16 protein-coding genes are annotated in these 26,422 nt (G+C 70.4%); 9 read left to right on the top strand and 7 right to left on the bottom strand.

The annotated features are described in order from the left end of the window. Positions 1–10: 10 nt before the first annotated feature. The 3 genes from ACIBF5_RS18105 to ACIBF5_RS18095 are packed head-to-tail and all read left to right on the top strand — an operon-like array spanning position 11 to position 2,693. Positions 11–766, top strand: coding sequence for an ABC transporter ATP-binding protein (locus ACIBF5_RS18105; RefSeq protein WP_396812939.1), 756 nt, complete (start codon positions 11–13; stop codon positions 764–766). Then, on the top strand, positions 763–2,022 hold the full coding sequence (locus ACIBF5_RS18100; protein WP_396812937.1) for a hypothetical protein: 1,260 nt from the start codon (positions 763–765) through the stop codon (positions 2,020–2,022). The genes ACIBF5_RS18105 and ACIBF5_RS18100 overlap by 4 nt, the downstream gene beginning before the upstream one ends. Next, the gene (locus ACIBF5_RS18095) at positions 2,019–2,693 is read left to right on the top strand and encodes a hypothetical protein (protein ID WP_396812935.1); all 675 of its coding nucleotides are present in this window, start codon (positions 2,019–2,021) and stop codon (positions 2,691–2,693) included. The genes ACIBF5_RS18100 and ACIBF5_RS18095 overlap by 4 nt, the downstream gene beginning before the upstream one ends. A 128-nt stretch (positions 2,694–2,821) precedes the next feature. On the opposite strand, the gene ACIBF5_RS18090 is transcribed toward ACIBF5_RS18095, so the two are convergent. The 3 genes from ACIBF5_RS18090 to ACIBF5_RS18080 all read right to left on the bottom strand — a co-directional run bounded on the left by ACIBF5_RS18090 (position 2,822) and on the right by ACIBF5_RS18080 (position 8,528). Then, entirely contained in the window at positions 2,822–4,126 is a 1,305-nt protein-coding gene (locus ACIBF5_RS18090) for an SGNH/GDSL hydrolase family protein (protein ID WP_396812933.1), read from the bottom strand. Between the two features lies 1 nt (position 4,127). After that, positions 4,128–6,542 carry a glycosyl hydrolase family 95 catalytic domain-containing protein gene (locus ACIBF5_RS18085; RefSeq protein WP_396812931.1) on the bottom strand — a complete coding sequence of 805 codons (2,415 nt, stop codon included), beginning with the start codon at positions 6,540–6,542 and terminating at the stop codon, positions 4,128–4,130. Positions 6,543–6,659: 117 nt separating this feature from the next. Continuing rightward, complete coding sequence (locus ACIBF5_RS18080; protein ID WP_396812929.1) at positions 6,660–8,528, bottom strand: alpha-galactosidase D; 1,869 nt, start codon at positions 8,526–8,528, stop codon at positions 6,660–6,662. 726 nt (positions 8,529–9,254) lie between these two features. Between ACIBF5_RS18080 and ACIBF5_RS18075 the strand changes: the two genes are divergently transcribed. From ACIBF5_RS18075 to ACIBF5_RS18055, 5 genes are all read left to right on the top strand, one after another. Further along, positions 9,255–9,623, top strand: a complete 369-nt coding sequence (locus tag ACIBF5_RS18075) for a PadR family transcriptional regulator (protein ID WP_396812927.1) — start codon at positions 9,255–9,257, stop codon at positions 9,621–9,623. 2 nt (positions 9,624–9,625) lie between these two features. Continuing rightward, complete coding sequence (locus ACIBF5_RS18070; RefSeq protein ID WP_396812925.1) at positions 9,626–10,990, top strand: permease prefix domain 1-containing protein; 1,365 nt, start codon at positions 9,626–9,628, stop codon at positions 10,988–10,990. Between the two features lie 786 nt (positions 10,991–11,776). Further along, positions 11,777–16,927: a hypothetical protein gene (locus ACIBF5_RS18065; RefSeq protein ID WP_396812923.1), complete on the top strand. Its 5,151-nt coding sequence runs from the start codon at positions 11,777–11,779 to the stop codon at positions 16,925–16,927. Next, a complete protein-coding gene (locus tag ACIBF5_RS18060; protein WP_396812921.1) occupies positions 16,927–20,109 on the top strand; it encodes a hypothetical protein in 3,183 nt (1,060 codons plus the stop codon). The genes ACIBF5_RS18065 and ACIBF5_RS18060 overlap by 1 nt, the downstream gene beginning before the upstream one ends. 141 nt (positions 20,110–20,250) lie before the next feature. Beyond that, on the top strand, positions 20,251–21,330 hold the full coding sequence (locus tag ACIBF5_RS18055) for a glycoside hydrolase family 19 protein (protein WP_396812919.1): 1,080 nt from the start codon (positions 20,251–20,253) through the stop codon (positions 21,328–21,330). 87 nt (positions 21,331–21,417) lie between these two features. Here the strand turns inward: ACIBF5_RS18055 and ACIBF5_RS18050 are convergent, their stop codons facing one another. The 3 genes from ACIBF5_RS18050 to ACIBF5_RS18040 all read right to left on the bottom strand — a co-directional run bounded on the left by ACIBF5_RS18050 (position 21,418) and on the right by ACIBF5_RS18040 (position 23,761). Next, positions 21,418–22,038 carry a TetR family transcriptional regulator gene (locus tag ACIBF5_RS18050; protein ID WP_396812917.1) on the bottom strand — a complete coding sequence of 207 codons (621 nt, stop codon included), beginning with the start codon at positions 22,036–22,038 and terminating at the stop codon, positions 21,418–21,420. Between the two features lie 107 nt (positions 22,039–22,145). After that, entirely contained in the window at positions 22,146–23,129 is a 984-nt protein-coding gene (locus ACIBF5_RS18045) for a zinc-dependent alcohol dehydrogenase family protein (protein ID WP_396812916.1), read from the bottom strand. Positions 23,130–23,188: 59 nt separating this feature from the next. Further along, positions 23,189–23,761, bottom strand: a complete 573-nt coding sequence (locus ACIBF5_RS18040; RefSeq protein WP_396812914.1) for a TetR/AcrR family transcriptional regulator — start codon at positions 23,759–23,761, stop codon at positions 23,189–23,191. A 252-nt stretch (positions 23,762–24,013) separates the two neighbouring features. Between ACIBF5_RS18040 and ACIBF5_RS18035 the strand changes: the two genes are divergently transcribed. Continuing rightward, the gene (locus ACIBF5_RS18035; RefSeq protein ID WP_396812912.1) at positions 24,014–24,946 is read left to right on the top strand and encodes an SDR family NAD(P)-dependent oxidoreductase; all 933 of its coding nucleotides are present in this window, start codon (positions 24,014–24,016) and stop codon (positions 24,944–24,946) included. 85 nt (positions 24,947–25,031) lie between these two features. Here the strand turns inward: ACIBF5_RS18035 and ACIBF5_RS18030 are convergent, their stop codons facing one another. After that, positions 25,032–26,396, bottom strand: coding sequence for an aldehyde dehydrogenase family protein (locus tag ACIBF5_RS18030; RefSeq protein ID WP_396812910.1), 1,365 nt, complete (start codon positions 26,394–26,396; stop codon positions 25,032–25,034). Positions 26,397–26,422: the final 26 nt, after the last annotated feature.

Below are 26,422 nucleotides of genomic sequence, written 5' to 3'. Positions count from 1 at the left end.
GGAGGGGACGATGACAGTGGTCGTGGAGGGCCTGCGGGTCGGTTACGGAAAGCGGGTGGTCCACGACGGCCTGGATCTGGTGCTCACCCCGGGCGTGCACGGACTGCTCGGACCGAACGGCGCCGGCAAGACCACGCTGATGCGGGTGCTGGCGACGGTGGCCCGGCCGGACGGCGGTCGGGTGCGGCTACTCGGCCAGGACATCGCCGACCGGACGGCGTTGCGGAGGATTCGCCGACAGTTGGGCTATCTGCCGCAGACGTTCGGGTTCTATCCGCGCTTCACCGTCCGCGAGTTCGTCGAATACTTCGCCTGGCTGCGGGAGCTGCCCCGGGAGGAGATCCCCCTCGCGGTCGACCGGGCGTTGGCCAGGGTGGGGCTGTTGGAGCGGGCCGACGACCGGATGAAGCACCTCTCCGGCGGGATGCTGCGCCGGGCCGGCATCGCGCAGGCGATCGTCAACGACCCCCGCCTGATCCTGCTCGACGAGCCGACCGCCGGACTGGACCCGGAACAGCGGGTCGAGTTCCGCGCCCTCCTGCGCGAACTGGGCGTCGACGCCTGCGTCCTGGTCAGCACGCACCTGGTCGAGGATGTCGCCGCCGCCTGCACCCAGGTGAGCCTCGTCGACGGCGGCCGGCTGGTCTTCGCCGGCACACCGCAGGAGCTGGCCGCCACGGGCGGAGACAGCGACAGCGGCGACTCGGCGATCGAGCGGGGATACACGGCGGTCCTGCGCGGCGCACGCGCGGCGGTCGCCCGATGAGGCGTCCGCTGCGGGTCGAACTTCTCCGGGGTACGGCACCAGCGGCGGCACTGGCCACGGCCGGCGGCACGGTGTGGATGCTGAGTGTGCACACCAACGCCTGGGCCGGCCGCTGGGCGGGACTGGCCGGCTACTTCCGCTCCACTCTGCTGATCCTCTGCGCCCTGATGGTCGCCGCCGGTGCCTGGCAGGCCGGCCGGGAGCGTCGCCGCGCGATGGGCGAGATGCTCACCTCGACCGCACGCCCGGCGTGGCAACCGATGCTGGTCGCCTGGTTCGCCGTCGCCCTGGGAGGCACGATCGGCACGGTCGCCGTGCTCGGCGGCGCGGCGTTGCTCATCGCCCCCGCCGCCACGTACGTGGGGCACGGCTGGTGGTGGGCGCTACTGGTGGGGCTGCTGGCCCTCTGGACCGCCGCCGCGCTCGGGGTGTTCGTCGGGCGGCTCGTCCCGTTCCGGGCGGTCGCCCCGGTGGCCGGCCTCGCCACCTTCGTCGGACTGTCCGCGGCCACCTACCGGAGCAATGACAGGGCCTCCTGGCTCTCCCCGATCCAGGACACCAACCTCGCCGCCGGACAGTTCATCCCCGGCGAGCTGCACCTGACACAGGCCGCGTGGTTACTCGCCCTCGCCGCCGCCCTGCTCGCCCTCGCCTCGCGGCTGCGGTGGGCGACGCTGCTCACCGTGGCGCTCGCCGCCACGGCGGCGGTGCCGTTCCTCACCGGACCACGGGTAGGACGCCTCCCGACCGATCCTCAGGCGATCGAACCGGTCTGCACCGTCGACGGGCCAACGGTCTGCGTGGCGCGGATCAACGCCTTCATCCTCGGCGACGTCGCGGCGGTGACCCAGCCCCTGCTGGCCCGGATGACGAAGATTCCCGGTGCCCCGACCCGGGTGGCGGACCTGGACACCCTGCCCGACGGGCAGTACCCGGAGGACCACGTCGACACCGTCTGGCTGAATCTGAGCGAGCAGCCGAGGGCGCTCGGCGGCCTGGCACGTGGCGACTCACTGCGTCACATGTTCGGTCAGGCCAGCCTCCCTACCTGTGACGGGGTGGCCGAAGAGGCCGACAGGACCCAGTACGTCGCCCGGGAGTGGCTGACCGACGAGCCGCAGCCCTTCGCCGACCTGCCGACCGACCAGCTCCGGGCGTTGCCACCGGACCAGCAGCGCGCCTGGTTCGGCGAGTACCTCGCCGCAGCGCGGGGCTGCGACCAGGAGCGCCTGGTCCAGCTCGGGGCGCGACTGTGAGGCGGTCCTACCCGAGCGGTGGCCGCCACACCGGGACGGCCCCGAGGCGCGTCCGCCTGGCGGAGTTGCACCTGCGGGCCCGGGGCGGGCCGGTCTTCGCCACAGGTCTGGGGCTGGTCACCCTGCTGACCTGGGGCGCCGGGACCTGGATCGCCGGGAGGCCGTACTTCGACGGGCCGGCGTCCCGGGTGCCGGTCGTCATGCTGGCCCCGCTACTCGCCGCGGTGTTACTCAGCCCCACCCTGGCTGGTGCGGACGAAGAGCTGGAACGTGGCACCGCGCGGCCGTGGCGACGGTGGCGCCTCGGCCACCTGCTGCTCGCCGTCGCCGGGATCGGCGCGGCACTCACGTCGACCGGACTGCGAGCGCCCGAGGTGTTCGGGGCACACGCCCTGCTCCGCAACACGCTCGGCTGCGTCGGTCTGGTCGCACTCGGCGCGGCGCTGCTCGGCGCGCGGCTCGCCTGGCTACCCGCCTTCGGATACGTCTGCGCCGTCTACGCCGCCGGGCCGCGAAGCGGCGACGCGGCGCGCTTCTGGGCCTGGCCGCTACAGCCGTCCTCGGTCAGCGCCTCGTGGCTGACCGCTGGCACCCTCTTCGCAGTCGGCACGTTCTGGTACGCCAGCCGCGGCGCCCGCGCCGGTCAGGGCCAACGCCCACTGCCCGGCTGAGACGAACTGCCCGGCTGAGACGACCCGAACCTGGGACGGGACGTCACCCGCCCCGGCCGACCACCACGGTGGCCGGGCGGGACGGGTGACGCCTACCGCGGCACGACCGGCGGAGCTGCGCTCGTCGCTCAGCGGTCGCAGCGCAGCACGGACAGGTCGACGGCGTCGGCCATCGCCTGCATGCCCTTGTCGTTCGGGTGGAGGTGGTCTCCGCTGTCGAAGAACGGCAGCATCGCCTGCGGGTCGTACGGACTGCGCACGACCCTGTCGAAGTCCACCACCGCGTCGAACGTTCCGCTGTGCCTGATCCAGTCGTTGACGCCCTGGCGTACCGCCTCGCCTGCGGCGTCGTACTCGTACCAGCCCTTGTACGGCATGACGGTCGCGCCGACGACGCACTTGCCCGCCGTGTGGGCCCGGTCGACGATCTGCCGATAGCCGGCGACCAGGTCGTCCACCGTGACGCCGGTGTGGGCCTTGATGTCGTTGACGCCTTCGAGCACGAACACCGTACTGACCCCGGGCTGGGAGAGCACGTCCCGGTCGAGCCTGCGCAGGGCCGCCTCTCCGGCATCGTCCGCCAGCACCTTGTTACCCGAGATGCCCGCGTTGGCGACGCCCTTGACGGTGTTGCCCGGTGCCGCCTGAAGCCGCCGGGAGAGGTAGTCGGGCCAGCGACGGTTCTCCTCCGACGTGGAGGCCCACCCGTCGGTGATGGAGTCCCCGAGGATCGCCACCGAGCTGATCGTCGGGGACGTCTCCACGCTCACGGCGTCCAACCAGTACCAGGAGCTGGTCGGATCGGTCCAGTTGGTCGCCCCCTCCTCGGCGGCGTGATTGCCCGCGGTCGCATAGGAGGTCTGCATCGCCATGCCGTGACCGGTCGTCGGTCCCTCGGCACCCGTGACGTACAGGCTGACGACGAGGTTGCTCTGGGCGGCCAACGTACCGGCCAACGGATCGCTGAGTACGGTGCCACCCGCCGCGACGGTGACCGACCGCTGCCCGCCGAACGTCAACCGGCGGTTACTGCCCCGCACCAGTTCCGCACCCTGCCGTTGCAGGCCGGCGTAGGCACTGTCGAAGGTCACCGGGTGGTCGCCGAAGGCGTTGGTGAGACGGATCCGCAGGTCCGTCCCGCCGACGCTGGTGCGTACGACCAGCCGGTAGCTGCGGTCGGCGGGCCCGGCGCCCTGCCGGTCCGCGCTGGCACCCCAGGTGATCACGGAGTGCCGTTGCCCGCCCGTGTGGTCCGCTGCCAGCCCAGCCTGCTCCGACACCTGTGTCTGCGTCGCGGCGGGCCGGGCCTGCGCGGCCGTCGAGGCGGTCAGGGGTACGCAGACCGCCGTGACCAGCGCGGAGACGGCGGCCAACGGTCGGCGCCAGGAGCCGGGATGTCCTCCTCGCGAGGCGAGGCGCCCCAGGTCGACCATCTCAGAAGCTCCTCAACGTGACGGACTCACCGGGCTTGAGGTGGACCGGGCGGGTGGTGCCGCCGGCGACCACGGTCGTGCTCCGGCCGCCGACGCTCGTCAGCCTGGCCTGGGTGACCTTGCCGTTCTTCCAGCCGAGGTCGACGACGAAGCCGCCTCGGACGCCCACGCCGGAGACCGACCCGGAGGCGGCCCAGGCTGCGGGCAACGCGGGCAGCAACTCCACCCGGCCCGGCCGCGAGTAGACCAGCATCTCGATGATCGCGGCGGGCGTTCCGAGGTTCGCGTCGATCTGGAAGATGCCGCGCCCCGGCCCCGTCTCGTAGATGTCGAAGAGGTTCATCGCGGTGCCGTTGCCGCCGCCCGTCGAGGGCCTGAGGTTGTTGACGACAAGTTGGTACGCCTTCTCCGCGTCCTTCAACCGGGCCCAGCACAGGCTTCGCCAGGCGTTGGCCCAGCCGAAGCTGTTCATGCCGCGTGCGGTGAGCAGTGCCTTCGTGCCGGCGACGATGTCCTGCGGCGTGGAGTCGTCCGGGCGGATCCGGTCGCCGGGGAAGAGTCCGATCAGCGGGGAGAGGTGCCGGTGTGTGGTCTCGCCGAGGTTGTCGGGCGACATCCACTCCTCCAGCCAACCGGTGCTGGGGCTGACTCCGGGGAGGTACAGGCGCTTACGGAGGCCGTCGATGGTCCGGGCGTAGCGGGTGTCCCGACCGAGCACCTCCGTCGCGGTGCGGTAGTTCTCGAAGAGGTTCCACACCAGTTCCTGGACGTACGTGATGCCCAGGGCGTCGAGCGGGCCGTGCTCCGGCGACCAGTCACTGTCGGCGACCAGGACCTCCCGGGAGGCTCCGGACGCGTCGGTGACGGTCGTGCTGATCAGGCGGGCCTCCCAGAACTCCACGGCTCCCTTGATGAGCGGGTAGACCTTCTGCAGGTAGGCACGGTCCTGGGTGTACTCGTAGTGCTCGAACAGGTTCTGGCAGAGCCAGGCGTTGCCGGCCGGGTGCCACCACCAGCCGCCCCCACCGTACGGGTTGGTGGAGATGGCGACGGTCCATCCGGCGATCCTGCCGCTGGAGTTGCGGTACCGGTTGGTCGGGCTGTTGAACAGGCGCCGGGTGACGTCCGTCCAGGAGGAGAGCTGTGCGAGGCAGTAGTCGGCGAAGGCGTCGAAGTAGTCGCCGAGGCCCGCCCGGTCGGCGAGCCAGTAGTTCATCTGGATGTTGATGTCGGTGTGGTAGTCGGCCATCCAGTCCGGGTCGTTGCCGTCCAGCCACGGGCCCTGCAGCCCGATCGGCAGGCTCCCCCGCGACCCGGAGATCATCAGGTAGCGGCCGAACTGCAGGTACGCGGCCTCCAGTTCCGGGTCGGGAACGTTGTCCCGGTGGCGTGCCTGCACCCGTTCCCAGGTGTCCAGTTCGCGCTGCGCGGCGGAGGACGTACCGAGGTTGACGTCCAGTTGTTCGAACGCCCGGCGGAAGTCGGCGACGTGGGTGTGCAGCAGGTCCCGGGCGGACTCACGGGCTGCGGTCAGGACCTTGCTCCGGGCGAGTCGCTCGGGGTCCACGGACGGGTCGCGGAAACGCGTAGCCGCGTCGGGGGTGTAGTTGGTGCCGCCGGTGACGACGACGGTGAGGTCCCGGCAACCGGTGAAGGTGATCGACGTTCCGTCGACCACGACCTTTCCGCCGCTGCCGTAGGCGGTGACGGCGGCACCGTACCTGAGCCCGTTGGCGAAGGCGGCGCCGAAGGTGGCGTACCGGCCCGCGCTGTTGGCGGTGGTGGACTCGCCGTGGGTGCCGGCCAGGGAGATCGTGCCGGTGTAGGTGCCTCGGCCCTGCTGGGAGAAGTAGGCGACGATGACGTCGTCGGGGTGGCTGGCGAAGATCTGCCGCTGGTAGGTGACGCCGGAGACGTCGTACGCGGTGGTGACCAGGCCCTGGGCCAGGTCGAGGGTACGGCGGTAGTTGTCGACGGAACCCAGGTCGTGATCGGGAATGTCGACGGTGAGCGTGGCCAGCAGGGTCAGGGAACCGAAGTCGTCCCGACCGTACGGGAACTGCCCGTCGCTCTGCAGGTTGTCGTTGAGGCCCCCGGTCCAGAGCGTGGCATCGGTGATCATCAGGAGTTCGCTGGCCGGGTCGTTGCTCACGAGCGCGCCGAGGCGACCGTTCCCGACCGGCAGCCCCTGCTCGATCATGGAGTTGGCGGAGCCGGGCGCCTGCCACCAGAGCTGGTTCCTCGTGGCGTCGTGATCGGCGAGCACGGGTGATTCGGCGGGGCGCCGGGGGGCCGCCGAGGCGGAGAAGGCGGGCAGGCCGCCGAGGGCGGTGACCGCACCGGAGGCCGCGGCCATGGCAAGAAAGCCTCTGCGGCTCGGGCGGAGGTCGGGCGAGTCGGTGTTCCGGTTGTCCACGGATACTCCATCTTGGGCGAGCGGCGGATGCGCGGCGACAGGTGTGGCGCCTCAAGTGCCTGGTCGGTGGTCACTCGTCGTGGGGCCCGGCGTGCGCACCGGGCCCCACGGGGTACGTCAGAGGGTCCGCGGCACGTCGATCTTGTCGATGTCCGGTGCGAACCAGGTGCCGCTGTCGAAGGTGACGGTGTTGGCGCCCGCCTTCAGGGCCAACTGGACGCTGACGTTCTCGACCGTGCCCCAGTCGCCGGTGAGGGGGAACTTCAGGCTGGTCCCGTTGCCGCTGTTGGAGTAGACGGTTACCGAGCGCGAGTCAGCGCTGATGTAGGCGACGTTGATGGTGTAGATCCCGTCCTTGGCCACGGTGACGTCGTTGAACTGCACTTTCCCGCCGACGTAGAGGTTGCCGATCTTGTTGCCGCCGGAGCAGGCGTCGCATCCAGCGACGACGGCGTTACCGCTGAGGGTGTTGGCCGCCGACTCCGCCTCGTAGGTCGTGGTGACCAGCGTGGTGCCGCTGGGCCGGACCGTGAACAGCCGTGAACCATGAGCGGGCAGCGCCTCAGTGATCTTGTTCTTGTACGTCCCGAGGTTCTTCTTGTTCCACAGGTCGCGGACCGAGGCGTTTCCGGTGAACCCGAGCGACGCCCAGTGGGCGGTGACGGAGGCGGGCGCCTCGCCGAGATTGAACAGGGCGACGGTCCAACTGCCGTCCGGGTTCTTCGCGGTCCAGACCTGTTGGTCGCCGACCGCGGTGACCGGCCGGGCCGGGGCGGCGCCGTTCTGGTCGATCGCGATGACCTCACGGTTGGTCAGCAGGGACAGCCCGTAGTCGTCGAGGCGGGTGAGGTCGTCACCGGTGTAGAGGGGAGACTTCGAGATCGCCCACAGGGTCATGTACGTCTGCCGTTCGGCCTTGGTGAGGCCGTCCATGGCACCGTTGCCCACGTTCAGGGCGTCGAGGTCGTTCCAGCCTCCGGGCCCGGCCTTGCGGCTCCAGGCCGGCGCGTCGTCGAACCGGTCGTCGACCGAGTTCTCCCAACTGACCAGGGTGTTGCAGTAGCACTCGACGTCGGTGTCGATCCGCCACCCGTTGGAGTACCTCTTCCAGTCGGCCGCGTGGTTGATGTCCAGCGACCAGGAGAGCTCAAGGTGGATCGGTCGGCCGGTGGCGGCGATGGCGTCGTGCCAGGCGGCCACGTCGGCGACGTTGTTGTAGTTGTCGCCGGACTTGAACGATCCTGGGCCGACGCCGTCGAGCTTGAGGAAGTCGTATCCCCAGTCGGCGAACATCTGCGCCTGCGAGTCGACGTACTCGCGTGCGCAGGCGTTGTCGAAGTTCAGCTTGTAGGCGCTGTCCCAGCCGTTGGTGGTGCGCAGGTCCGGGTAGACGATGTCGGCGGTGGTGCATCCGGGCGCATTCCAGATCGGTGTCACCCCGTTGCCGTACGCCTCCTTCTCCAGACCGACGGGCAGGTAGATGCCGGCCTTCAGGCCCTTGGCGTGGATGTGGTCGGCGACGGCCTTCATGCCACGGGGGAAACGCACCGGGTCCGGCGTCTGCCGCGCGTACTGGTCGAACTCCGGCGTCCAGTTGTTGTCACGCCACCAACCGGCGTCGATGTTGACGTACTCGTAGCCGTACTGCTTCAGCCTGGCGGCGAGCGCGTCCGCCTGCTTCAGCACGTTCGCCTCGGTGAGGTAGCTGTAGTCGCCGTCGGGGTTCAGGCCCGGGTACCTGGAGGTCTGCATACTCCAACTGCTCCAGCCCAGGTAGGGGCGGGCGGCGAGGGCGGCGGTGGCGGACGGGGACGCGGTCGGCACCGCCGATGTCGACTCCGGCTTCAGGGTGGGCGCGGCGGCCTGCGCCGGCACGACGCCCGCGCCGAGGGTCGCGGCGAGCGTGGCGGCCAGGACGGCGGTGCGTGCCCGGCGCCGGCCGGCGCCGGTTCGGGGTTGTCTGCCTGGTGTGCTTGGTGACTGCATTGTCAACCTCCTGCTGACGCGGTGGGTGGTGGCGGTCGCGTTACGGGTCGGACGGGGGCCCGGTGATGCCGCGGGTCAGGGAACGGCGCGCGATCGAGGTCCTGTCGCGGCCGGCGCCGCCGGCCGTCCCGGTGGACCTTCGGCCAGCGGCGCCGCCACCGCCGGCAGCCCGGCAAGCGAACCGGTATCGCTCTCGGGAAACATGGCCGAAATCCTAGGACAATAATTAACTTCGTCAAGTATTGATTTGGTTCACGAGCCGCCCTACTGTCGACGGCAGCGACGGATCCACCTGTGTCACGACCAACACCACCCGGCCGGCGTCGTGGACACACTCCGGTGGGGACGGTCGGGTCGCACTCAAGCGCACGTCCGACGGGTGCCGGACGTGCACGGGCCCAGCTCAGCGCAGCCCGGTGGACACACCCGCGACACTCGGCACACGGCGTCGAAGGCCCCGCCACCGAGCGCCCCGCCTCCGCCGGGTGTGCGAGCGCGCTACGCGGGAGTCGGCGGTGCCGGTCGGAGCGGAACCGGTGCCACGGCAGCCCCTCGGATCTCCAACGGATGACGTGGTCATCGGTTAGTTGTCGCCGGCGTCCGCGGTATCGGCCGCCAGCATCCCCTCCCCCGCGTACGGCCCGTCACCGTTCGCCGCTGGCCGGGATTGCGTGGTCGCGATACCTAGAACTACTATGCATTGCAGTTCTAGGGTTAGGAGGTCACATGCACATCACCAAGGACCTCGTCGCGGCCTCGGCGACGCCGCTCGTGCTGGGGATCCTCGCCGAAGGAGACAGCTACGGATACGCGATCCTCAAACAGGTCAATGAATTGTCGGGTGGGCAACTGGAGTGGACCGACGGCCTGCTCTACCCGCTGCTGCACCGCCTGGAGCGGCTCGGTCACGTCGAGTCGGCATGGGAGACCCCACCCGGGGGACGCCGCCGCAAGTACTACCGCATCACCAACCAGGGCCGCGCCGAGCTTGCCGAGCAGCGTCGCCAATGGGCTGCGGTCGTCGACGCCCTGCGGGGTGTCTGGAGCACGACCCAGTCCGTCAAGCCGATCATGACACCGGCATGGGAGGCGTGACGATGCCCGTCGAGAGTGACCTTGAGGGCCAGATCGCCGAGTGGCGGGCCTACATGAATCGCCGCCGGGAGCTGCACCGCACCGACACCGAGGAGTTGGAAGACCATCTTCGCGGACGAATCACCGACCTGACCGAGTCGGGCCTGCACACCGACGAGGCGTTCCTCATCGCCGTCAAGCGCATGGGCAGCCTCGACGAGCTGTCCCGGGAGTTCGCCCGCGAGCATTCCGAGCGGCTGTGGAAGCAGCTCGTACTCCCCGGGGAGCCGGACGCGCCGGCCGCCGCCCGTATCCGTCGCGAATTGCCCGTCATGGTGCTCTGCGCGGCCATCGCGGCGCTCGCGATCAAGGTGCCGGGCTGGTTCGGGCTGGACATGGCGGGGGACGATTCCGGCTTCTACGCGCGAAACCTCAGCCTTTTCGCGCTGCCGGCGCTGGCCGCGTACTTCGCCTGGCAACGCCGGGTCGGCACCCAGGTCATCGGGATACTCGCGCTGCTGTTCGTTCTCGGCGCGGTCGCCGCGAACGCCTATCCGCTCGACAACGACTCGCACACCACCGTGCTCACGGCGATCCATCTGCCGCTCGCGCTCTGGTTGGTCGTCGGTGTCGCGTACGTCGGCGGCGACTGGCGTTCAGACCGGAGGCGGATGGACTTCATCCGATTCACCGGGGAATGGCTGATCTACCTCACCCTCATCGGGCTGGGTGGTGGCGTACTCATGGCCTTCACGATGGGCACCTTCAGTGCCATCGGGCTCAACGCCGAGGGATTCGTCCAGTCGTGGCTGCTGCCGTGCGGCGGAATGGCCGCCATCATCGTCTCGGCGTGGCTGGTGGAGGCCAAGCAGAGCGTCATCGAGAACATGGCGCCGGTGCTGACCCGCGTCTTCACCCCGCTTTTCGCGGCCACCCTGCTGGCCTTCCTGATCGCGTTCATCTGGACCAACAACGGCATCGACGTCGAGCGCGACGTGCTCATCCTCTTCGACCTGCTGCTCGTCGTCGTGTTGGGTCTGCTGTTGTACGCCATCTCCGCCCGTGACTTCGCGGCCCGATCCGGTTTCTTCGACCGCTTGCAGCTCGCGCTCGTCGTCAGCGCTCTGCTCATCGACGTCATCGTGCTGGTGGCGATCACCGGCCGGATCACCGAATGGGGCTTCAGCCCCAACAAGACCGCGGCACTGGGCGAAAACGTCATCCTGCTCACCAACCTGGCATGGACGGCATGGCTGTTCCTCGGCTTCGTACGCGGCCGGATGCCCTTCGCCCGCCTGGAAAACTGGCAGACCCGTTACGTGGTCGTGTACGCCGCCTGGGCCTGGGCCGTCGTCCTCGCCTTCCCACCCCTGTTCAACTTCGCCTGAGCCGGATCCGGCCCGTTCGACCCCGCCACTGCCGGACGGGGTCGGGCGGGCCGTCCCGCATCTTGGCACCGGCGCTGGGGAGCACCGGCAGCGAAGCGACCAAGACCGAGGGCACCTGGGCCGCTGACCGGGGCCGGCTCGTCTGAGTCGTACGGACGGTTGCGCTGGTTCCTCTCGTTCGCCACGTCGTGCCACGTCGCACATTGACGGCATTCCAGCGGAACTGTTGGATCTTCGACCGTTACCGGGCATGGCGAGGATTCCCGGCCGGCAGCCCGGTACCCCCTGACCGGACGGCGGTTCCACGACCACGGCCTGCGGACACGGTCTTCCACGATCGGTCCTCGCGCGCGTTCGGTCCCCGGCCCGGGCCCCTCCCGCACGATCGGTGCGGACCGAACCCGATCGTTCGACGCCAGTAGATCCTCCAGCCATGGACATGCTTCAATAGCTGCGTACCGTCCCCTTCGAAAGGCGGCGGCCATGCGCCTCCGTGGTCCAGGTCCTTGTCGTTTAGCCGATGACCGCCAATCCCGCCGGAAGAGTCACGTAGACGATCGACGCGGGGGCGGCTGACCGTGACGAGATTCGCGGCTGCCCCACTCCATGCGGGTCGGGGTACCAGTCGTCGGTCCGACAAGTGGTCTCGGCGCATTCACGACCTGCCACTCGGCCTGCCCGACGAAAGCTGATTCCCGATTCAGCTCCCCCGTGCCGGATCGTCGACTCCCGTCGATCCGGGGTCCCTGCACGGCTTGTGAACACGAAGTGGATGGGGATTCTCTGATGGCCAACTTGCGGGATTACCTGGACTCTCGAAGCCTCACCAATCAAGTGCTGATCGCACCGGACATCGACACGTTGCTGCGGTCGGTGGATCAGGTGGTGGTCCGTCCCGGCACACCGACGACGCTCGACGGTCGAATCCTGGTGAACCCGGTGCTGCCCGGTTTCCTCAGCTTCACCGTGGCCACCGGACACCCCGCGATGGTGACCGTGGAGGGAACCCCCGTCAACTGGCGCGTGGACATCGCCCTGCTGGGCACGGCGGGCCCGCTGTTCTACCTCCCGACGACGCCGCCGCTCGTGCCCGCCGAGCCGCGTTCGGGCGGCACGGGCGCCGGCCGGCAGGAGTGGCTGGAGCCGGTCGCGGGGCGGCTACGGGTGGACGGCGAACTGGTCGTACGGGTGACGGGTACGGCGGGTCAGGCAGCGCGGATGCGGTTGCTGCCCAAGGGACTGGCCGAGGACGAGCTGATAACGGTACGCCTCAACCCCCCGGCGATGTTGTTCGGTACGACCGGCGTCGGTATGGCCTTCACCGGCGGCGTCATCCTGATCGACGACAACCCGACGCTCTCCCCGCCCGGTCAGGAGCCGGCGTGGCGTGGACTGTCGATCCCGGAACTGAAGCTGTACGTGCCACGTGGTGTTCCGCTCGCCGGCGGCACCACGGTCACCGCCAGCCTCTCGCTGACCAGCCCGGCGGGAGTGGACGCCACGGCAACCGTACGACTGCCGGCGGTGGACGGCCGCCCCGAGTTGACCGCCACCGTCGAGTGGCGGGACCCTGCGGCGACCCGCCTCGGCGACCTCCTGCCGACGCTCGTCGACATCGTCGCGGTGCTGCCGATCGACGGCACGACGGTTCCCGCACTGGGTGAGGAGCTGACTGTCGGCGGCGGCAACCCGACGAGGGTCCGGGTCCGCTACGCTCGCGACCCCCGGCAGAACCCGGTGGTCATCGGGTTCACCGCGGCCCTTGAGTCCGACGGTGACCAGGGCCTGATCGCCGTACGCGCCACCGCGCAGTCGTCGGTGGCCCCCAAGGCGGTCATCACCGCCGCGGCACTGGCCACCGCGGTCATGGCCGACGCACCGAAGCCCCCGCCACGCCCCGGCGACGACGGCAGCGGGGCACTGGTGCACGGCCTGCTCGTGGCCGCGCTCGGGCTCAGTGCCCTGCTCACCCAGCAGGGCCAGGTCGTCGTGCACGGGGTCACCATCGGCTACACCACGGCCTCGGTGTTCGACTTCACCGTCGACTACAGCGCCGACATCGTGGTCAAGCCGCTCACCGTGGGCGGTGGCAACGGGTTCGGCGTGAGCATGGATCCGGCCCGGCCGATGCGGGTGCGCTTCCACGGAGTGCGGCTGCGGGTCGACATGTCCGCCACCGGGCTCGACCGCTACACCCTCGACTACCGCACCGCGCGGGTGGACGTCGAGGACCCGGGGGGCTGGCAGGTCGAACACCTCGGGTCGCTCTTCGACGTACTGGGCACCCGGTCGGGCAGGGGCTCGACGTGGTTCGAGGTGGATCTGTCCTTTGCCCTGGACCTCGGGCCGGTACGGGTGGAGGGCGCCACCATCCGGGCCACGGTGGACGGTGGCACGCTCGACGTCTCCCTGCGCGGGCTGGCGGTGACGCTGGCCTTCCCCGGCGCGGGCGGTGGTCTGGACGTCATCGAGGGAAGGGGACAACTCAAGATCCTCCCCGACGCCACCACCGGCCGCCCGATCACCGACATCCGGTTGGCGGCGAGCATCCCGCCACTGAACCTCGCCGCCGACGCGTACCTGATGACCGCCGACCACGGCCCGGACGGCAACCAGATCCTGGTCGCGTTCGCCATCGACCTGCCCGGACCGGTGCCGCTGGGCCCGACCGGCCTCGGCGTCTTCGGCTTCATGGGCGTCTTCGGCGCCAACACCGCGATCACGCTGCCACCCGGTGACGACATCGTCGCCCAGCAGCTCTCCTGGGACCCACGCCGGACCGGCCACACCCGGTTCGAGCCGGGTAGCACGACCCTCGGCATCGGCGCGGTGCTGGGCACCGTTCCGGACCTGGGGTTCACCTTCTCCGCCAGGGCGATGTTCGCGCTGAGCGTGCCCGACGTGGCCGTCAACGCCAGTCTCAAGGGCACACTGCTCGGGCCGAGGGCACGGCTCAGCGAGATCGGAGCCCCGCCGAACGGAGACATGATCAATTACCTGGGCGGGCTGGCGTACGGCGACGACGGCCTCACCATCGGGCTGCGTGGCAGCTACCGCGTACCCGTGCTGTTCGAACTGACCGTGCCCATCGGCGCGCACTTCCCCAAGCACGGCAAGGACTGGTTCCTGCGGGTCGGCGGCGACCGCAAGCACGACCGGGGCGCCCCGGTGCTGGCGACCATCCTGCCGGACATCCTCGACGAGCACGCCTGGGCGTTCCTCATGATCGGGGGCGATGGCCTGCCCGACCTGTTCGACGACGGCCGCGACCTCAGCGGCTTCTCCGTGGGCATGGGCGCCGGCTGGCATCGCGACCTGCGTTTCGGCCCGCTGGGCCTGAAGATGTCCGCGTCGCTGGTCGCCGGGATCGGCACGATGCCCTACGAGAGCGGAGGGGAACAGTCACCGGTCCTGGCCGCCGAGGGCCACCTGGCCGGGTCGCTCGACCTCGGCCCGGTGTCGGTCGCCGCGAGCGCGGCGCTGAAGCTCCAGGTCGGTCCCGGCACCCGGCACCTGGTCGACTTCCACGTCTGCGGGGAGGTGGACCTGGCCTTCTTCTCCATCGGCGGCTGCGTGGACTTCCGCCTCGGCGACGAGCCAGGGGCGCCGCCGATCCCGCTGGTCAGCCCGCTCACCGGGGTCGCGCTGATGGACCGCAACGGCCGTACGATCGCCGACGCGGCCACCGACCCGGACAACGCACCGGTGGTGTGGCCGGACGTGGTGCCGGTGCTGGCCTTCACCGTCGGTCCCCGCCCCGAGGCGGACACGCCCGGCGACCTCGGACCGTTCCGGCTCGTCGACCCGCATCCCAGCACCGGTGAGGTCGGCACCACGGAACTGCGGTACCACTACGCGCTCACCCACCTGAACATGGTCAGCGTCACCGACCAGGGCGAGATCCCGTTGCCCGGCAATCCGGACGCCACCTGGTGGATACCGGCCGCCGACCAGAACTCGCCCAACCCACTGACCAGCGCGCGGCACCTCAGCCTGCTCTCCACCGACCCCGTCCCGTGGATCCAGACCCTGGCCGACGGCGGCGAGAGCCTGCCGGAGGACCCGCTGATCCCGCTGCGCAACCTCTGCGGACCGTCGCTCACCGCCCAAGCCGGCTGGCTGCTGGGCGCCGACGCCAGACGTACCGCGACCGGCTGGGAGGTGCCACCGGAGGCGTTGCCAGCCGACCGGTTCCGCTCGCGGGTGACGGGGCGGGTGACGGTCACCCTGGACAACGAGCCGCTACGGGCGTCGTGGTTGGCCTCGGTTGGTCTCCCCGCCCCGATCCACCCCGGTGGTCCCCGTCAGATCACCGGCGGGCTCTCCACCCCGGACCGCGCCTTCACCGGCGGGCTGCTCCTGCCCCATCCCCTCCAGGGAGAATGGCGCGCGGCTACCGGCGCGCCGATGCTCGCCCTCGCGCAGTTCACCTTCGACGAGCCCATCTCCCAGCCCAGGCTCTGGCTCCGGGTGCGGGCGACCACGACGGAGGACACCATCCGCGTGTTCTCGTGGAACTCCAACACCGAGTGGACCCGCGCACACACCCTCAGCCCGGACCCCAACCATCGCGTCTACTGCTACACCCCGCCCCCGAACGTGCTTGAGCGCGGCTTCCGCCTGTACTACTACGCGCGCAACCGGGTCGAGGTGCTGGGCGTACGCGGGATGCACCACCTGGCGCAGAACGATGCGGCAGCAGTGAACGCAAGCAGGTCACAGGCTGCCGCCGCCGGCCGCACGGAGGCCGACCGGCCGCTGGACGACACCACCAACCTGCTCCGGCCCGACACCCTCTACAAGATCACCAACACGGTGTTGGTGCGGGCCGGGCAGGAGCAGGCGGTCCTGCCGAGCACGGACTACTACTTCCGCACCGCACCGGAGACCGGCACGAGAAAGGCGCCACCGCCCTTCGCCGCGAGCGCCTTCACGCCGATCTTCCGAGCCGTCGACCGGTTCGACCCGGCCTACCTCGAGCGGTACCTGCTCGGCTACGTGCCCGGCGACGGCACCCGGTTCTGGTATCACGACGATCCGGTCGCGGCGAGCTTCAGCCGGAAGCACATCACCGCGCTGGCGGGGCGCTACGAGTACGACACGCTCCTGCGACTGCGCCGTACCGACACCCAACCCGAGGCGTCCCCACCGCCCGACCCGGTCACCGCACGCCTGGTCGGGCTGATCGGGGCGTGGCAACTCGCCACGGCTGACCGGCGGCTGCACGCCCTGGCGCTGGCGTCCACCGGGGCATGTCGTCGCCCGGCCGTCGGGGCGTCATTGGTGCCCGAGGTCCCCCTGGAGCCACGCGGGACCTACGACCTGGCCGTCTGGTTCCGCAGGCGCGGACAGAGCCATGGGGGTGTCGGCCTGCCCGGCGTGGTGTTCACCACCTCCCGCTACGCCTCCGCTCTCGAACAATTCGGCGACCTGGGTTTCATCAGCACCGGGACCACCGGCATCGCCAGTGACCTGGCGGTGACGGCACCCACGACACTGCCCCCGCCGAGCAGCGGCGACGGTGTGTTCGCCCGGGTACTCCGCGACCTGGGCCTCGACCTGCGCCCGGCGCCCCGGGCCAGGACGAGCGCGCTGTGGATCCGCAGCGGCTCCGGTTGGGTGCTGTCCGGGGTGCTGCTGGAGTCGCCGGAACCGCTGGAGCGGCCGGACATGGGCCGGGAGCCCGGTGCCGACGGGAACGCCCCGCCCCGGGTCCAACTGCGGTCGCTGAATGCTCCCAACGTCTTCGACCAGGTGTGGCGGGACAGTTCCGGGTGCCGGGTGCTGCTGCGTACGACCTCACCCGCGGTGCCCGCCTACGGATTGCGGCTGGCCATCCAGGAAAACCGCCCCCTCGCCACCGGCGGGACCACCACGGTGACGACGAACTTGCTCTGCTCGTGCAACACCACACCCCGCTTCGCCGAGGAGATCTGATGTCCGACAAGGGATTCTCGCGTCGCACCCTGCTCGGCGGCGCGGTGGCCAGCGGCGTCGCGTCGGTGGTGCCCGGCAACCCGGCCGCCGCCCAACCGGCGGCAGAACTCGCCGCCGCCGGCCGGTCGATGGTGGCCCCGTCCCACCTGCTGCGCGCGTCGGCGATCACCACGGCGGGCGACCCCTGGCTGCCCGACGGCACCCACCTGCGGGTGAACCTCGCACCACGGCTGGGCTTTCCGCTGCACCCGTTCACCGCGTTCCGGATCGACGTGGTGCCGATCTACACCCGACCGGACAAGCTCGAACCCTCGACGACCCACGTCTGGTTGAACGCCGACCTCTCCGTCGCCGGCACCGGTGGCGGAATCCGGCACACCAGTGCGAACGACGTCCACTACCTCGTGATCCACGGCTGGCAGTGGACGTTCCGGGCGGTCCGGTGCTGCTTCGTCCGCCTGCTCACCCAGTCGGGCAGCGCCTTCCGGGTCGACGTGCTGGACCCGGCGACCGAACTGCCGGATACCGAGCCCAGAGTGCTGGCGAGCCGCACCGCGTCGCCGTACGAGTTCGGCGGCACCGACATCATGCTGCTGCGGATCAGTGGCGCGGGCGTGGTCGACCTGGTCGAGATCGTCAGCACGGAGTCGCCGTACATCACGATCGACCCCGCCCGGGCGGTCTCCTTCGGTCTGCCGACCGGCGCCGGCCCCTGGTACGTGCCCGACCCGACGACCAATCCGGCGACCGCGGCCCGGACCCGCGTCGAGCAGGATGCGGCCAAACGCATGGGCCCGCCGGACCGTCCGGACGGCGCGGTGACCGCGCTGACCCCGGCCGACGAGGTGAACCGGGTGCAGGCCCTGTCCGGCGCGCCGTCGGGCCTCGACTACTGGCTCGGCCGGTGCTTCACCGATCCGGTGACGCCACCGCTCGACACCTCGGTCAGCCTCGCCGGGGGCGCGGTCCCGGCCGCCTCCGGCTCGATCTCCCCACTCTCCGCGCTGCTCGCCTCGGCCGTCGACCCGGCTGTCGCCCGCCACCTCGGGCTGGCCACCCGGGTGGAACCGCCGACCAGCGCGTCGGCGTGCACCCTGTGGATGGTCGCCGGACTGTGGCTGCTGCCGATGGACCGGCCGCACGACGCCGGCACGCTACGATCGCTCGTCACCGGCTTCCCGCCGCCGGCCAACGTCGTGTCCGCGCTGTACAGCCGGTATCCCGGCCTGTCGACACTGGCCGCCCAACGGCTGGCCCAGTTGCAGGCGGCGCGACCCGGGGACGGCTGGACCGCCGTACCGCTGATGGCGGTGGCCGTCGCGGCCAAGACCGCGCCGGACCGGCCCGCTCCCCCGCGCACCATCGCCATGCCACCGAGCACCTGGCGGGTGACGACCGGTCAGCGGCTGTGGACCCAGCGGATCCCGCTGCTGGGCCCGGCCGCCGGCGGCATGCTCGGGCTGGCCAGGCTGACCCCGGGGGCCCCGGTGTCACTGCACGACACCATCCAGGTCGGATCGGTGCACCGGGCACGCGCCATGGTCGCCCACTGGGACAAGCACCACAACGACGCGGGCATGGTCACCGATCTCGCGGTCCCCGGTCAGGCCGCGTCCTGGGGGCTGTGGCGGGCCGACGAATTCGGTCGGTGGAGCGACCGCACCGTGGTCACCGCGTCCGCGCCACCCACGGTCGGCCCGCCGACACCCACCGTCGAAGCCGAGTTCCGGCCCGCCACCCCGGTTGGCGGGCTCCAGCCACGGTCGCCCGGCACGCTGCGGATCCGGATCGGCGTACCCGGGCCCACCCTGCCGGGCCGGCTGCCCTCCCGGGACGTGATCGGCCCCGGCGGGGCGCCGGCGACCCTCGCCCTGCTGACCGTGGACGGCGTGGAACAGCCCACGGTCCCGGTGCCCTCGGGCGCGACATCGGTCGTGGCCACCGTCGCGGTACGCGAGTTCGGCGTGGGCGAGACGGCGGCGATACCCGTCATCGCCCGGCTGGTCGACGCGGCCGGTCAGGCGTCCGAACCCGCACAGGTCGACCGTACGGTGCACGACCCACGGGCCTACGCCCCGCTGCACGTCGCGCCGACCCTGCTGTTCGCCGGCGAGCAGGATCCGATGGGTGACAGCGAGGTCGGCCTCGAGTGGAGCGGTGGCGCGTGGGGATATCGGGTGTACCTCGGCGACGAACACCGGCTGGGCGGCTCGGGCAACGGCCAACGGTGCACGCGGGCAGCCGAGGTCTGGGCACGGTCGGGAGAGCTCACCGACCGGCGTCGCTTCACTCTCGTCACACCGAAACCGCTGCGGGCCGCGCCGGATGGGGTGGTGCGCTTCACCCACCGACTGCCCGGGTCGCTGCGCCACGTGCAGTTCGTCCGGGTGGTACCGGTGACCAGCGCCGGGGTGGAGACCGCGTTCGAGACCTGCGGACTGACGCCGATCGCGGTGCCCGCCCCGGACCGCCCGCCCGCGCCGGTCGTGCGGGTACAGCCGCGCGCGGACGGCCGGGTGGACGTCACCATCACCGCCACAGGGCTGCGCGACGACCTGCTCACCGGGCACACCGAGCCGCCACAGGCACGGCTGCGCCGCGGACGCCTGACCAACAACGACCCCGAGTACGTCCCCGTCGTACAGACCGGAATTCCGCTCACCCGTGATGCCGACGGCACCTGGTCGGTCACCGTCACCGACGGTCCGGCCGCAGGCTTTCCCGGGTTCGTCCGGCTGACCTGGCTGGCCGAGGTGCGCTACCCGGCCGAACCGCACCTGCCCACGGGCGCCCTGCCCGTCGAGAGCCAGATCCATCCGATCGCGGGCGCCCAACCGGGTCCGCAGGTGTCCGGCTGGGGCCCGACGTCCCCACCTGCCAGCACGCTGCTCACGCCGGAGACCGCACTCGTACCCCGGGCCATGGTCCGGTGGGGTCAGTTCAACGAGATCCTCGTGACGAACACGCCGGTGTCCCACCGGCATGCGATCGCACCACATCAACTCGTGGTCCACCGGATCTACCCACCCGGGGCGAACCCGACCGTCGTCCTGCCCCCGGTGCCGATCACCGGCACCACGACGGTCGTACGCGACACCGCCGTCAATCCCCGCCCCCTCAGGTACGCGGTGGTGATCGTCGACCCGACCAACCGCTCCACCGCCCCCGTGTACGTCCAGTGACCGCACTCGACGGCAGGGCCGAAACGGTCCGCGTCCCCGCCGTCAAAGATTAGTAAAGTTTGTGAACAGAAGATGTTACAGTCACTCCTATCAATGCGGAGCCGACTGTCGGTCCGCAGGATCCCAGGAAGGAGTGATCACATGTCCAGACTGCGCGCCCTGGTCGCGCTCGCGGCACTCGTTGTCGCCAGCGCACTGGTGGCGATCATCCCGTCGACTCCGGCATCAGCGGCGGCGTGCTCCGCATCGTGGCAGTCCTCGGCCGTCTACTGGGGAGGCAACCAGGTCTCGCACAACGGCCGCAACTACCAGGCCCTGTGGTGGACCCAGAACGAGGCACCGCCCGGCACCACCGGCGTCTGGCGGGATCTCGGCGCCTGCGGCGGCGGCACCACGCCGCCTCCCGGCGGAAGCTGCAACTACCCGAACTGGGCCGCCGGCACCTGGTACCCCACCGGGAGCATCGTGCGGTACACCAACGGGCTGTACTACATCGCCGAGCACGAAAACCCGGGCTACGACCCCATCATCAGCACCTGGTACTGGGAGCCGTACACCTGCGGCGGCCAACCACCCACCACCCCGCCCCCGACCAACCCCGGCGGTTTCGTGGTCACTGAGGCCCAGTTCAACCAGATGTTCCCGGGCCGCAATTCCTTCTACACGTACTCCGGACTCGTCGCCGCCCTCACCGCCTACTCGGCGTTCGCGAGGACCGGCAGCGCCACCGTCCAGCGTCAGGAAGCCGCGGCCTTCCTGGCGAACGTGCACCACGAGACCGGCGGACTCGTCCACATCGTGGAGCAGAACACCGCGAACTACCCGCACTACTGCGACTACGGGCAGTCGTACGGCTGCCCCGCCGGGCAGGCCGCCTACTACGGGCGCGGCCCGATTCAGCTGAGCTGGAACTTCAACTACAACGCCGCCGGGAACGCCCTCGGGTTGCCCCTGCTGACCAACCCCTGGCTGGTGCAGAACGACGCGGCGGTGGCCTGGAAGACCGGCATCTGGTACTGGATGACCCAGAACGGGCCGGGCACCATGACCGCCCACAACGCGATGGTCAACGGCGCCGGGTTCGGCGAGACCATCCGCAGCATCAACGGCTCGATCGAATGCAACGGCGGTAACCCCGGCCAGGTGCAGAGCCGTGTGACGAAGTACCAGCAGTTCGTGGGCATCCTCGGCGTACCCGCCGGGGCCAATCTCTACTGCTGATCCGCGGTCGGGCCTCGTCCATCGCCGCCGCGACGACGAGGCCCGGCAAGCGGGCGCGGGCCGGGCCGCCCAACTCGGGCGGCCCGACTATCGGCTCGTCGTCCCAGCCGCCGTGTCCGGATTCGACGGGGCGCCGGCGGGCGAACCGGGTACGGCAAGGCCGGCCCGGATCACCGGGTAGACGCGGCGCATCAGCTCGTCGTCGTCGCGGAAGCGCCGCATCGCCTGTAGACCGACGATCAAGGTCTTGACGTCGGCGGCCCGTACGTCGGGCCGGACGGTTCCGGCCCGCTGGGCCCGGGCGAGGATGTCCGCCACCATGCCCATGAACTCACGCTCGGCGTCCGGCAGCGCCTCCGCCAGGTCGAAGCCGGTACCCGCCAACGCGTCCGAGAACCCGAGATCGCTCGCGCCCTGCTCGGCCATCTGGAACAGGAAGGCGTAGAGCCCCTCCCCCGGGTCGGTTTCGGCCTGGGTGCGTGCCCGTTCGACGACCTGGTGCATCCGGTCGGCCACGATCGCCTGGAGCAGCGACTCCTTTGTCGGGAAGTGCCGGTAGACGGTGCCCGCGCCCACGCCGGCCCGGCGGGCGATCTCGTCGATCGGGACACCCGCGCCTTCCTCGGCGAAGGTCTCGTACGCGACCCGCAGCACGCGCGCTCGGTTGCGGGCCGCGTCGGCGCGCAGTGGCCGAGTTTTCTCCGTCAACGATCCTCCTGACAGGCCGGGCGCACGTTCCGCCGCCCCTCAAACCGGAACGTGCGCCCCGATTATATCGGAGAAAGCCGTACGCGCAGGAACGCGACGGAGTCGCATCACTGCACGTCGATCACGACCTTGCCGGTGCTGGCGCCACTCTCCACGAGGGCGTGCGCGTCGGCGACGGTGGCCAGGGTGAACCGCCGGGGGTCGAGGAGAGGCTTCAGCCCGCCCGCGTCGGCCAGGGCGGCGGCCTCGCGCAGAATCTCGCCGTGGTGCTCGCGTCCCTGACCGGTCAGCATCGGCATCAGGGTGAAGACCCCGGAGTAGCTGGCGCCACGGAACGACAGCGGCGCAAGGCTGTGGGTGCCCCAGCCGAGTGCGCTGACGACGTGGCCGGTGTAGGTGCGGACCGCGGTGAAGGACAGGTCGAGGGTGGCGCCGCCGATGGTGTCGAAGACGACGTCGAAGCCCTCGCCGTCGGTGTGCTCGGCGACGTAGTCCTCGGCCGGGGTGGTGCTGTAGTCGATCGGAGTGGCCCCGAGGCGTGCGATGGTCTCCAGGTTCCGGGTTGATCCGGTGGCGAAGACCTCGGCACCCCTGGCGCGGGCGATCTGGACGGCCATCTGTCCGACTCCGCCGGCACCGCCGTGGACCAGCACCCGCTGCCCGGCGCTCACCTGCGCCCGGTCCACCAGCGCCTCCCAACTGGTGACGACGGCGAGCGGCGCTACCGCGGCCTCCCGCAGGCTCAGCGACTCCGGTTTGGGGGCGATCAGCCGGGCATCGACGGCCACGTACTCGGCAAGTGATCCCTGAAGATCGCCGACGCCGCCGGTCAGCCCGTACACCTCGTCGCCGGGAGCGAAGCCGGTGACCTCGGGGCCGACCTCGGCCACGACGCCGGCCAGGTCCATACCGAGTACGGCCGGCAGTTGGCTCCGCGCGTGTGCGGCCTTTCCCGCTCGGATCTTGGTATCCAGCGGGTTGACACCGCTGGCCGCGACCCGGACCAACACCTGTCCGGGACCGGGTGCTGGTTTCTCGATTTCCTCCAGGACCAGCGGGCCGCCGAATTCCCTGAGCAGTACGCCGCGCATGGCGCTTACCTCTTCTTCGAGTGCCGAAAGTTCGATCTGTAGCTATTGAGGAACGGGGATCAGGACGCGTGGGCGACCAGTGACCGGGCGGCGTCTTTCGCCTCGTCCACCACCGCTCGGTCCTGGAGCAGTCGACCGGAGGCCAACGCGCCATCGATCAGGAGCCCGATCTGCCGGGCCAGTGCGACCGGGTCAGCCGCACCGACCCGCGTGGTCAACTCCGTGAGCCACGCCTGCCGGCGCTCGATGTGACGAATGGTGATCGAACGGGCCTCCGAGTCCAACGGCGCCTCGACCGCCGCGCTGACGAAAGGGCAACCGAAGAAGCCGTGCCGGTCGAAGGCGTCGAGGAGCGCGTCGAAGAGCCCGACCAGTTGATTAGCCGGCTGGTCACCGGAGCGCGCCGCGGCTGCCTGCAGTTGCGCCATCCAGGAGTCGTCGGTCCGCCGCAGGTAGGCGGCCACCAGTTCGTCCTTGGTGCGGAAATGTACGTACAGCGTCGACTTGGCCACCCCGGACTCGGCGATGACCTGCTCGATACCGACGCCACGCAGCCCATTGGCGTAGAACAGCTCCCCGGCGGTGCGGAGGATGCGCTCCTCGGTGTTGGTCTTCCTCGTTCTCGTCGCCATGATCCCTCCCTTAATCGAACAGACTAGTCCGTTCGATTAAGAGCGACAACGTGGCCGCCGCCACGAAAGCCAGTGCCTCCAGCCGCATCACCGTCGCGGTCAGCCCGGCCACCGACCGCCCGCGCTCCGCCGGCGGCCTCCGCGCGCAGTGGCCGGAATCTCCTCAGCTCACGCCCCCCTGGCAAGCGGGGCGCACGTTCCGGTACGGTCATAAACGGAACGTACGCCCCGATTATCTTCCGGAGGAAGAATATGCCCAGGCAGCGGTGGACCGCCAACGACGTCCCGAGCCAGCACGGCAGGGTTGCCGTGATCACCGGCGCGAACACGGGCGTCGGCTTCGAGACCGCCAAGGCGCTCGCCGTACGCGGTGCCGCCGTCGTGCTCGCCGTACGCGACGTCGACAAGGGCAGGCAGGCCGCAGCCCAGATCACCGACGCCGCCAACGGCGCCGACGTCACGGTGCTGCGGCTCGACCTCGCCTCGCTGGCTTCGGTCCGCGCCGCCGCCGAGGAGCTACGCACCACCCACCCCCGGATCGATCTGCTGATCAACAACGCTGGCGTGATGTACACCCCGCAACTCACCACGGACGACGGCTTCGAGCTGCAGTTCGGCACCAACCACCTGGGCCACTTCGCCCTCACCGGACTGTTGCTCGACACGATCCTGCGGGCTCCCCGCTCCCGTGTGGTCACTGTCAGCAGCGCGGGTCACCGGCAGGGCGGCCCCATGGACCTCGACGACCTCAACTGGACCACCCGGTCGTACGGTCGGGTCGCCGCGTACGCACACTCCAAGCTCGCCAACCTGATGTTCACCTACGAACTCCAGCGCCGACTGTCCGGCAGGAACGACACCATGGCCGTCGCGGCGCACCCTGGAGGATCGGACACCGGAGGATCCCGAACCTCGGTGTCGCTGCAACCGGCGATCTTCCGGGCGGCGTTCGCCGTCGTACGCCCCATGCTGCTCCAGCCCGCCGAGATGGGCGCGCTGCCCACGCTTCGCGCCGCCACCGATCCGAGCGTGGCGGGAGGCCAGTACTACGGTCCCGAGGGCTTCATGGAGAGCAAGGGGCACCCGAAGGTCGTACGGTCGAGCCCACAGTCGTACGACGTCGCCACCCAACGGCGGTTGTGGTCGATCTCCGAAGACCTGACCGGCGTACGGTTCCCGGCGTAGCAACCGGCCGAAGGAACGACTGTTCGACGCGGTGCCGGACGCGATCGTGAGGCGGACGGCGCGACCATCCCCGAACCGCGGACCGTCAGGCGGTCGCGGCGGTGTGGTGCCGAACGGTGATGGTCTGCGCCTCGGTGAACTCGATCAACCCGTCGTGGCCGCTCTCCACACCGATGCCGGACTGCTTACGTCCGCCGAAGGCCACCTGCGGAGTGAGGTGCATGATCTCGTTGACCCAGACGGTGCCGGCGTCGAGCCGGCGGGCGACGGCGAGAGCGGCGTCGGGGTCGGCCGACCAGACCGAGGCCCCGAGGGCGTACTCGCCGGCGTTTGCTCGGGCCACGACATCGTCGACATCGTCGAAGCGCAGCAGCGGCAGGACGGGGCCGAACTGCTCCTCGCGGACGATCCGAGACTCCTCCGGCGGGTTGTCCACCAGTGTCACGGGAACGAAGAAGCCCGGGCCCGGCTCCGGCGTCCCGCCGGTCAGGAACGTGTACCCCTGTCGTCGGCAGTCCTCGACCAGGTCAAGCACGGTTTCGTACTGCCGACGGTTGGAGATCGGGCCGAGTTGAGTGCCCTCCTGCCTCGGATCCCCGATTCGGACCGTGGCGGCGTACGCGGCGAGGGCCTGGGTGAGTTCCTCGTAGATGTCGGCGTGGATGTAGATCCGCTTGGCTGCCAGGCAGATCTGGCCGGTGTTGCTGAACGCGGCCCAGAACAGCTTCTCCGCCATGCCCGGTACGTCCACGTCGGGCAGCACGATCGCCGGATCGTTCCCGCCCAACTCAAGGGTGATCCGGGTCAGGGTCGGTGCGGCGCCGGCCATGACCGCGCGACCGGTCTGGGTGGAGCCGGTGAAGCTCACCTTGTCGATGCCGGGGTGTCCGCTGAGCCAGGAGCCCAGGCCGCCGCTTCCCGAGACGACATTGACCACGCCGGCCGGCAGCAGGTCACGCAGCAGCTCGCCGAGGCGCAGGGTGGAGAGCGGGGTGAACGCCGAGGGTTTCACCACCACGGTGTTGCCGGCCAGCAGCGCCGGCCCGAGCTTGAAGGAGAGTTGCCCCATCGGGTAGTTCCACGGGGTGATCGCGGCGACCACGCCCAGTGGCACCCGCCGGGTCACCGACAGGCGCTCGGCGCTGTCCTCGTTCACCACTTCGGGCAGTGTCAGGGCGGCGGTCTCGCGCAGCCAGTAGCTCAACCCGGCCACCTCGGCCGTCGCCACCGCCAGCGTCTTGCCCTGCTCGGCGGTGACGAGCCGACCCAGTTCGACGACGTGCGCGTCGACCACGTCGGCCATCTGGAGCAGCAGTTTCTGCCGCTGTTCGAAGGAGACGGCGGCCCACGCGGGTGCGGCGGCACGGGCGGCGGCCACGGCGGCGTCGAGTTCCTCCCGGCTGCACTCCGGGGCGAACGCGACAACGGACTCGTCGGCGGGGTTGATCACGTCAAAGGATGACCTTCCGGACACCG

Origin of the sequence: Micromonospora sp. NPDC050417 (assembly GCF_044458865.1) — a bacterium.
GTDB lineage: Bacteria > Actinomycetota > Actinomycetes > Mycobacteriales > Micromonosporaceae > Micromonospora_G.
Note: the sequence above shows the minus strand (reverse complement) of the source record. Positions and strands in the feature narration are given on the sequence as shown.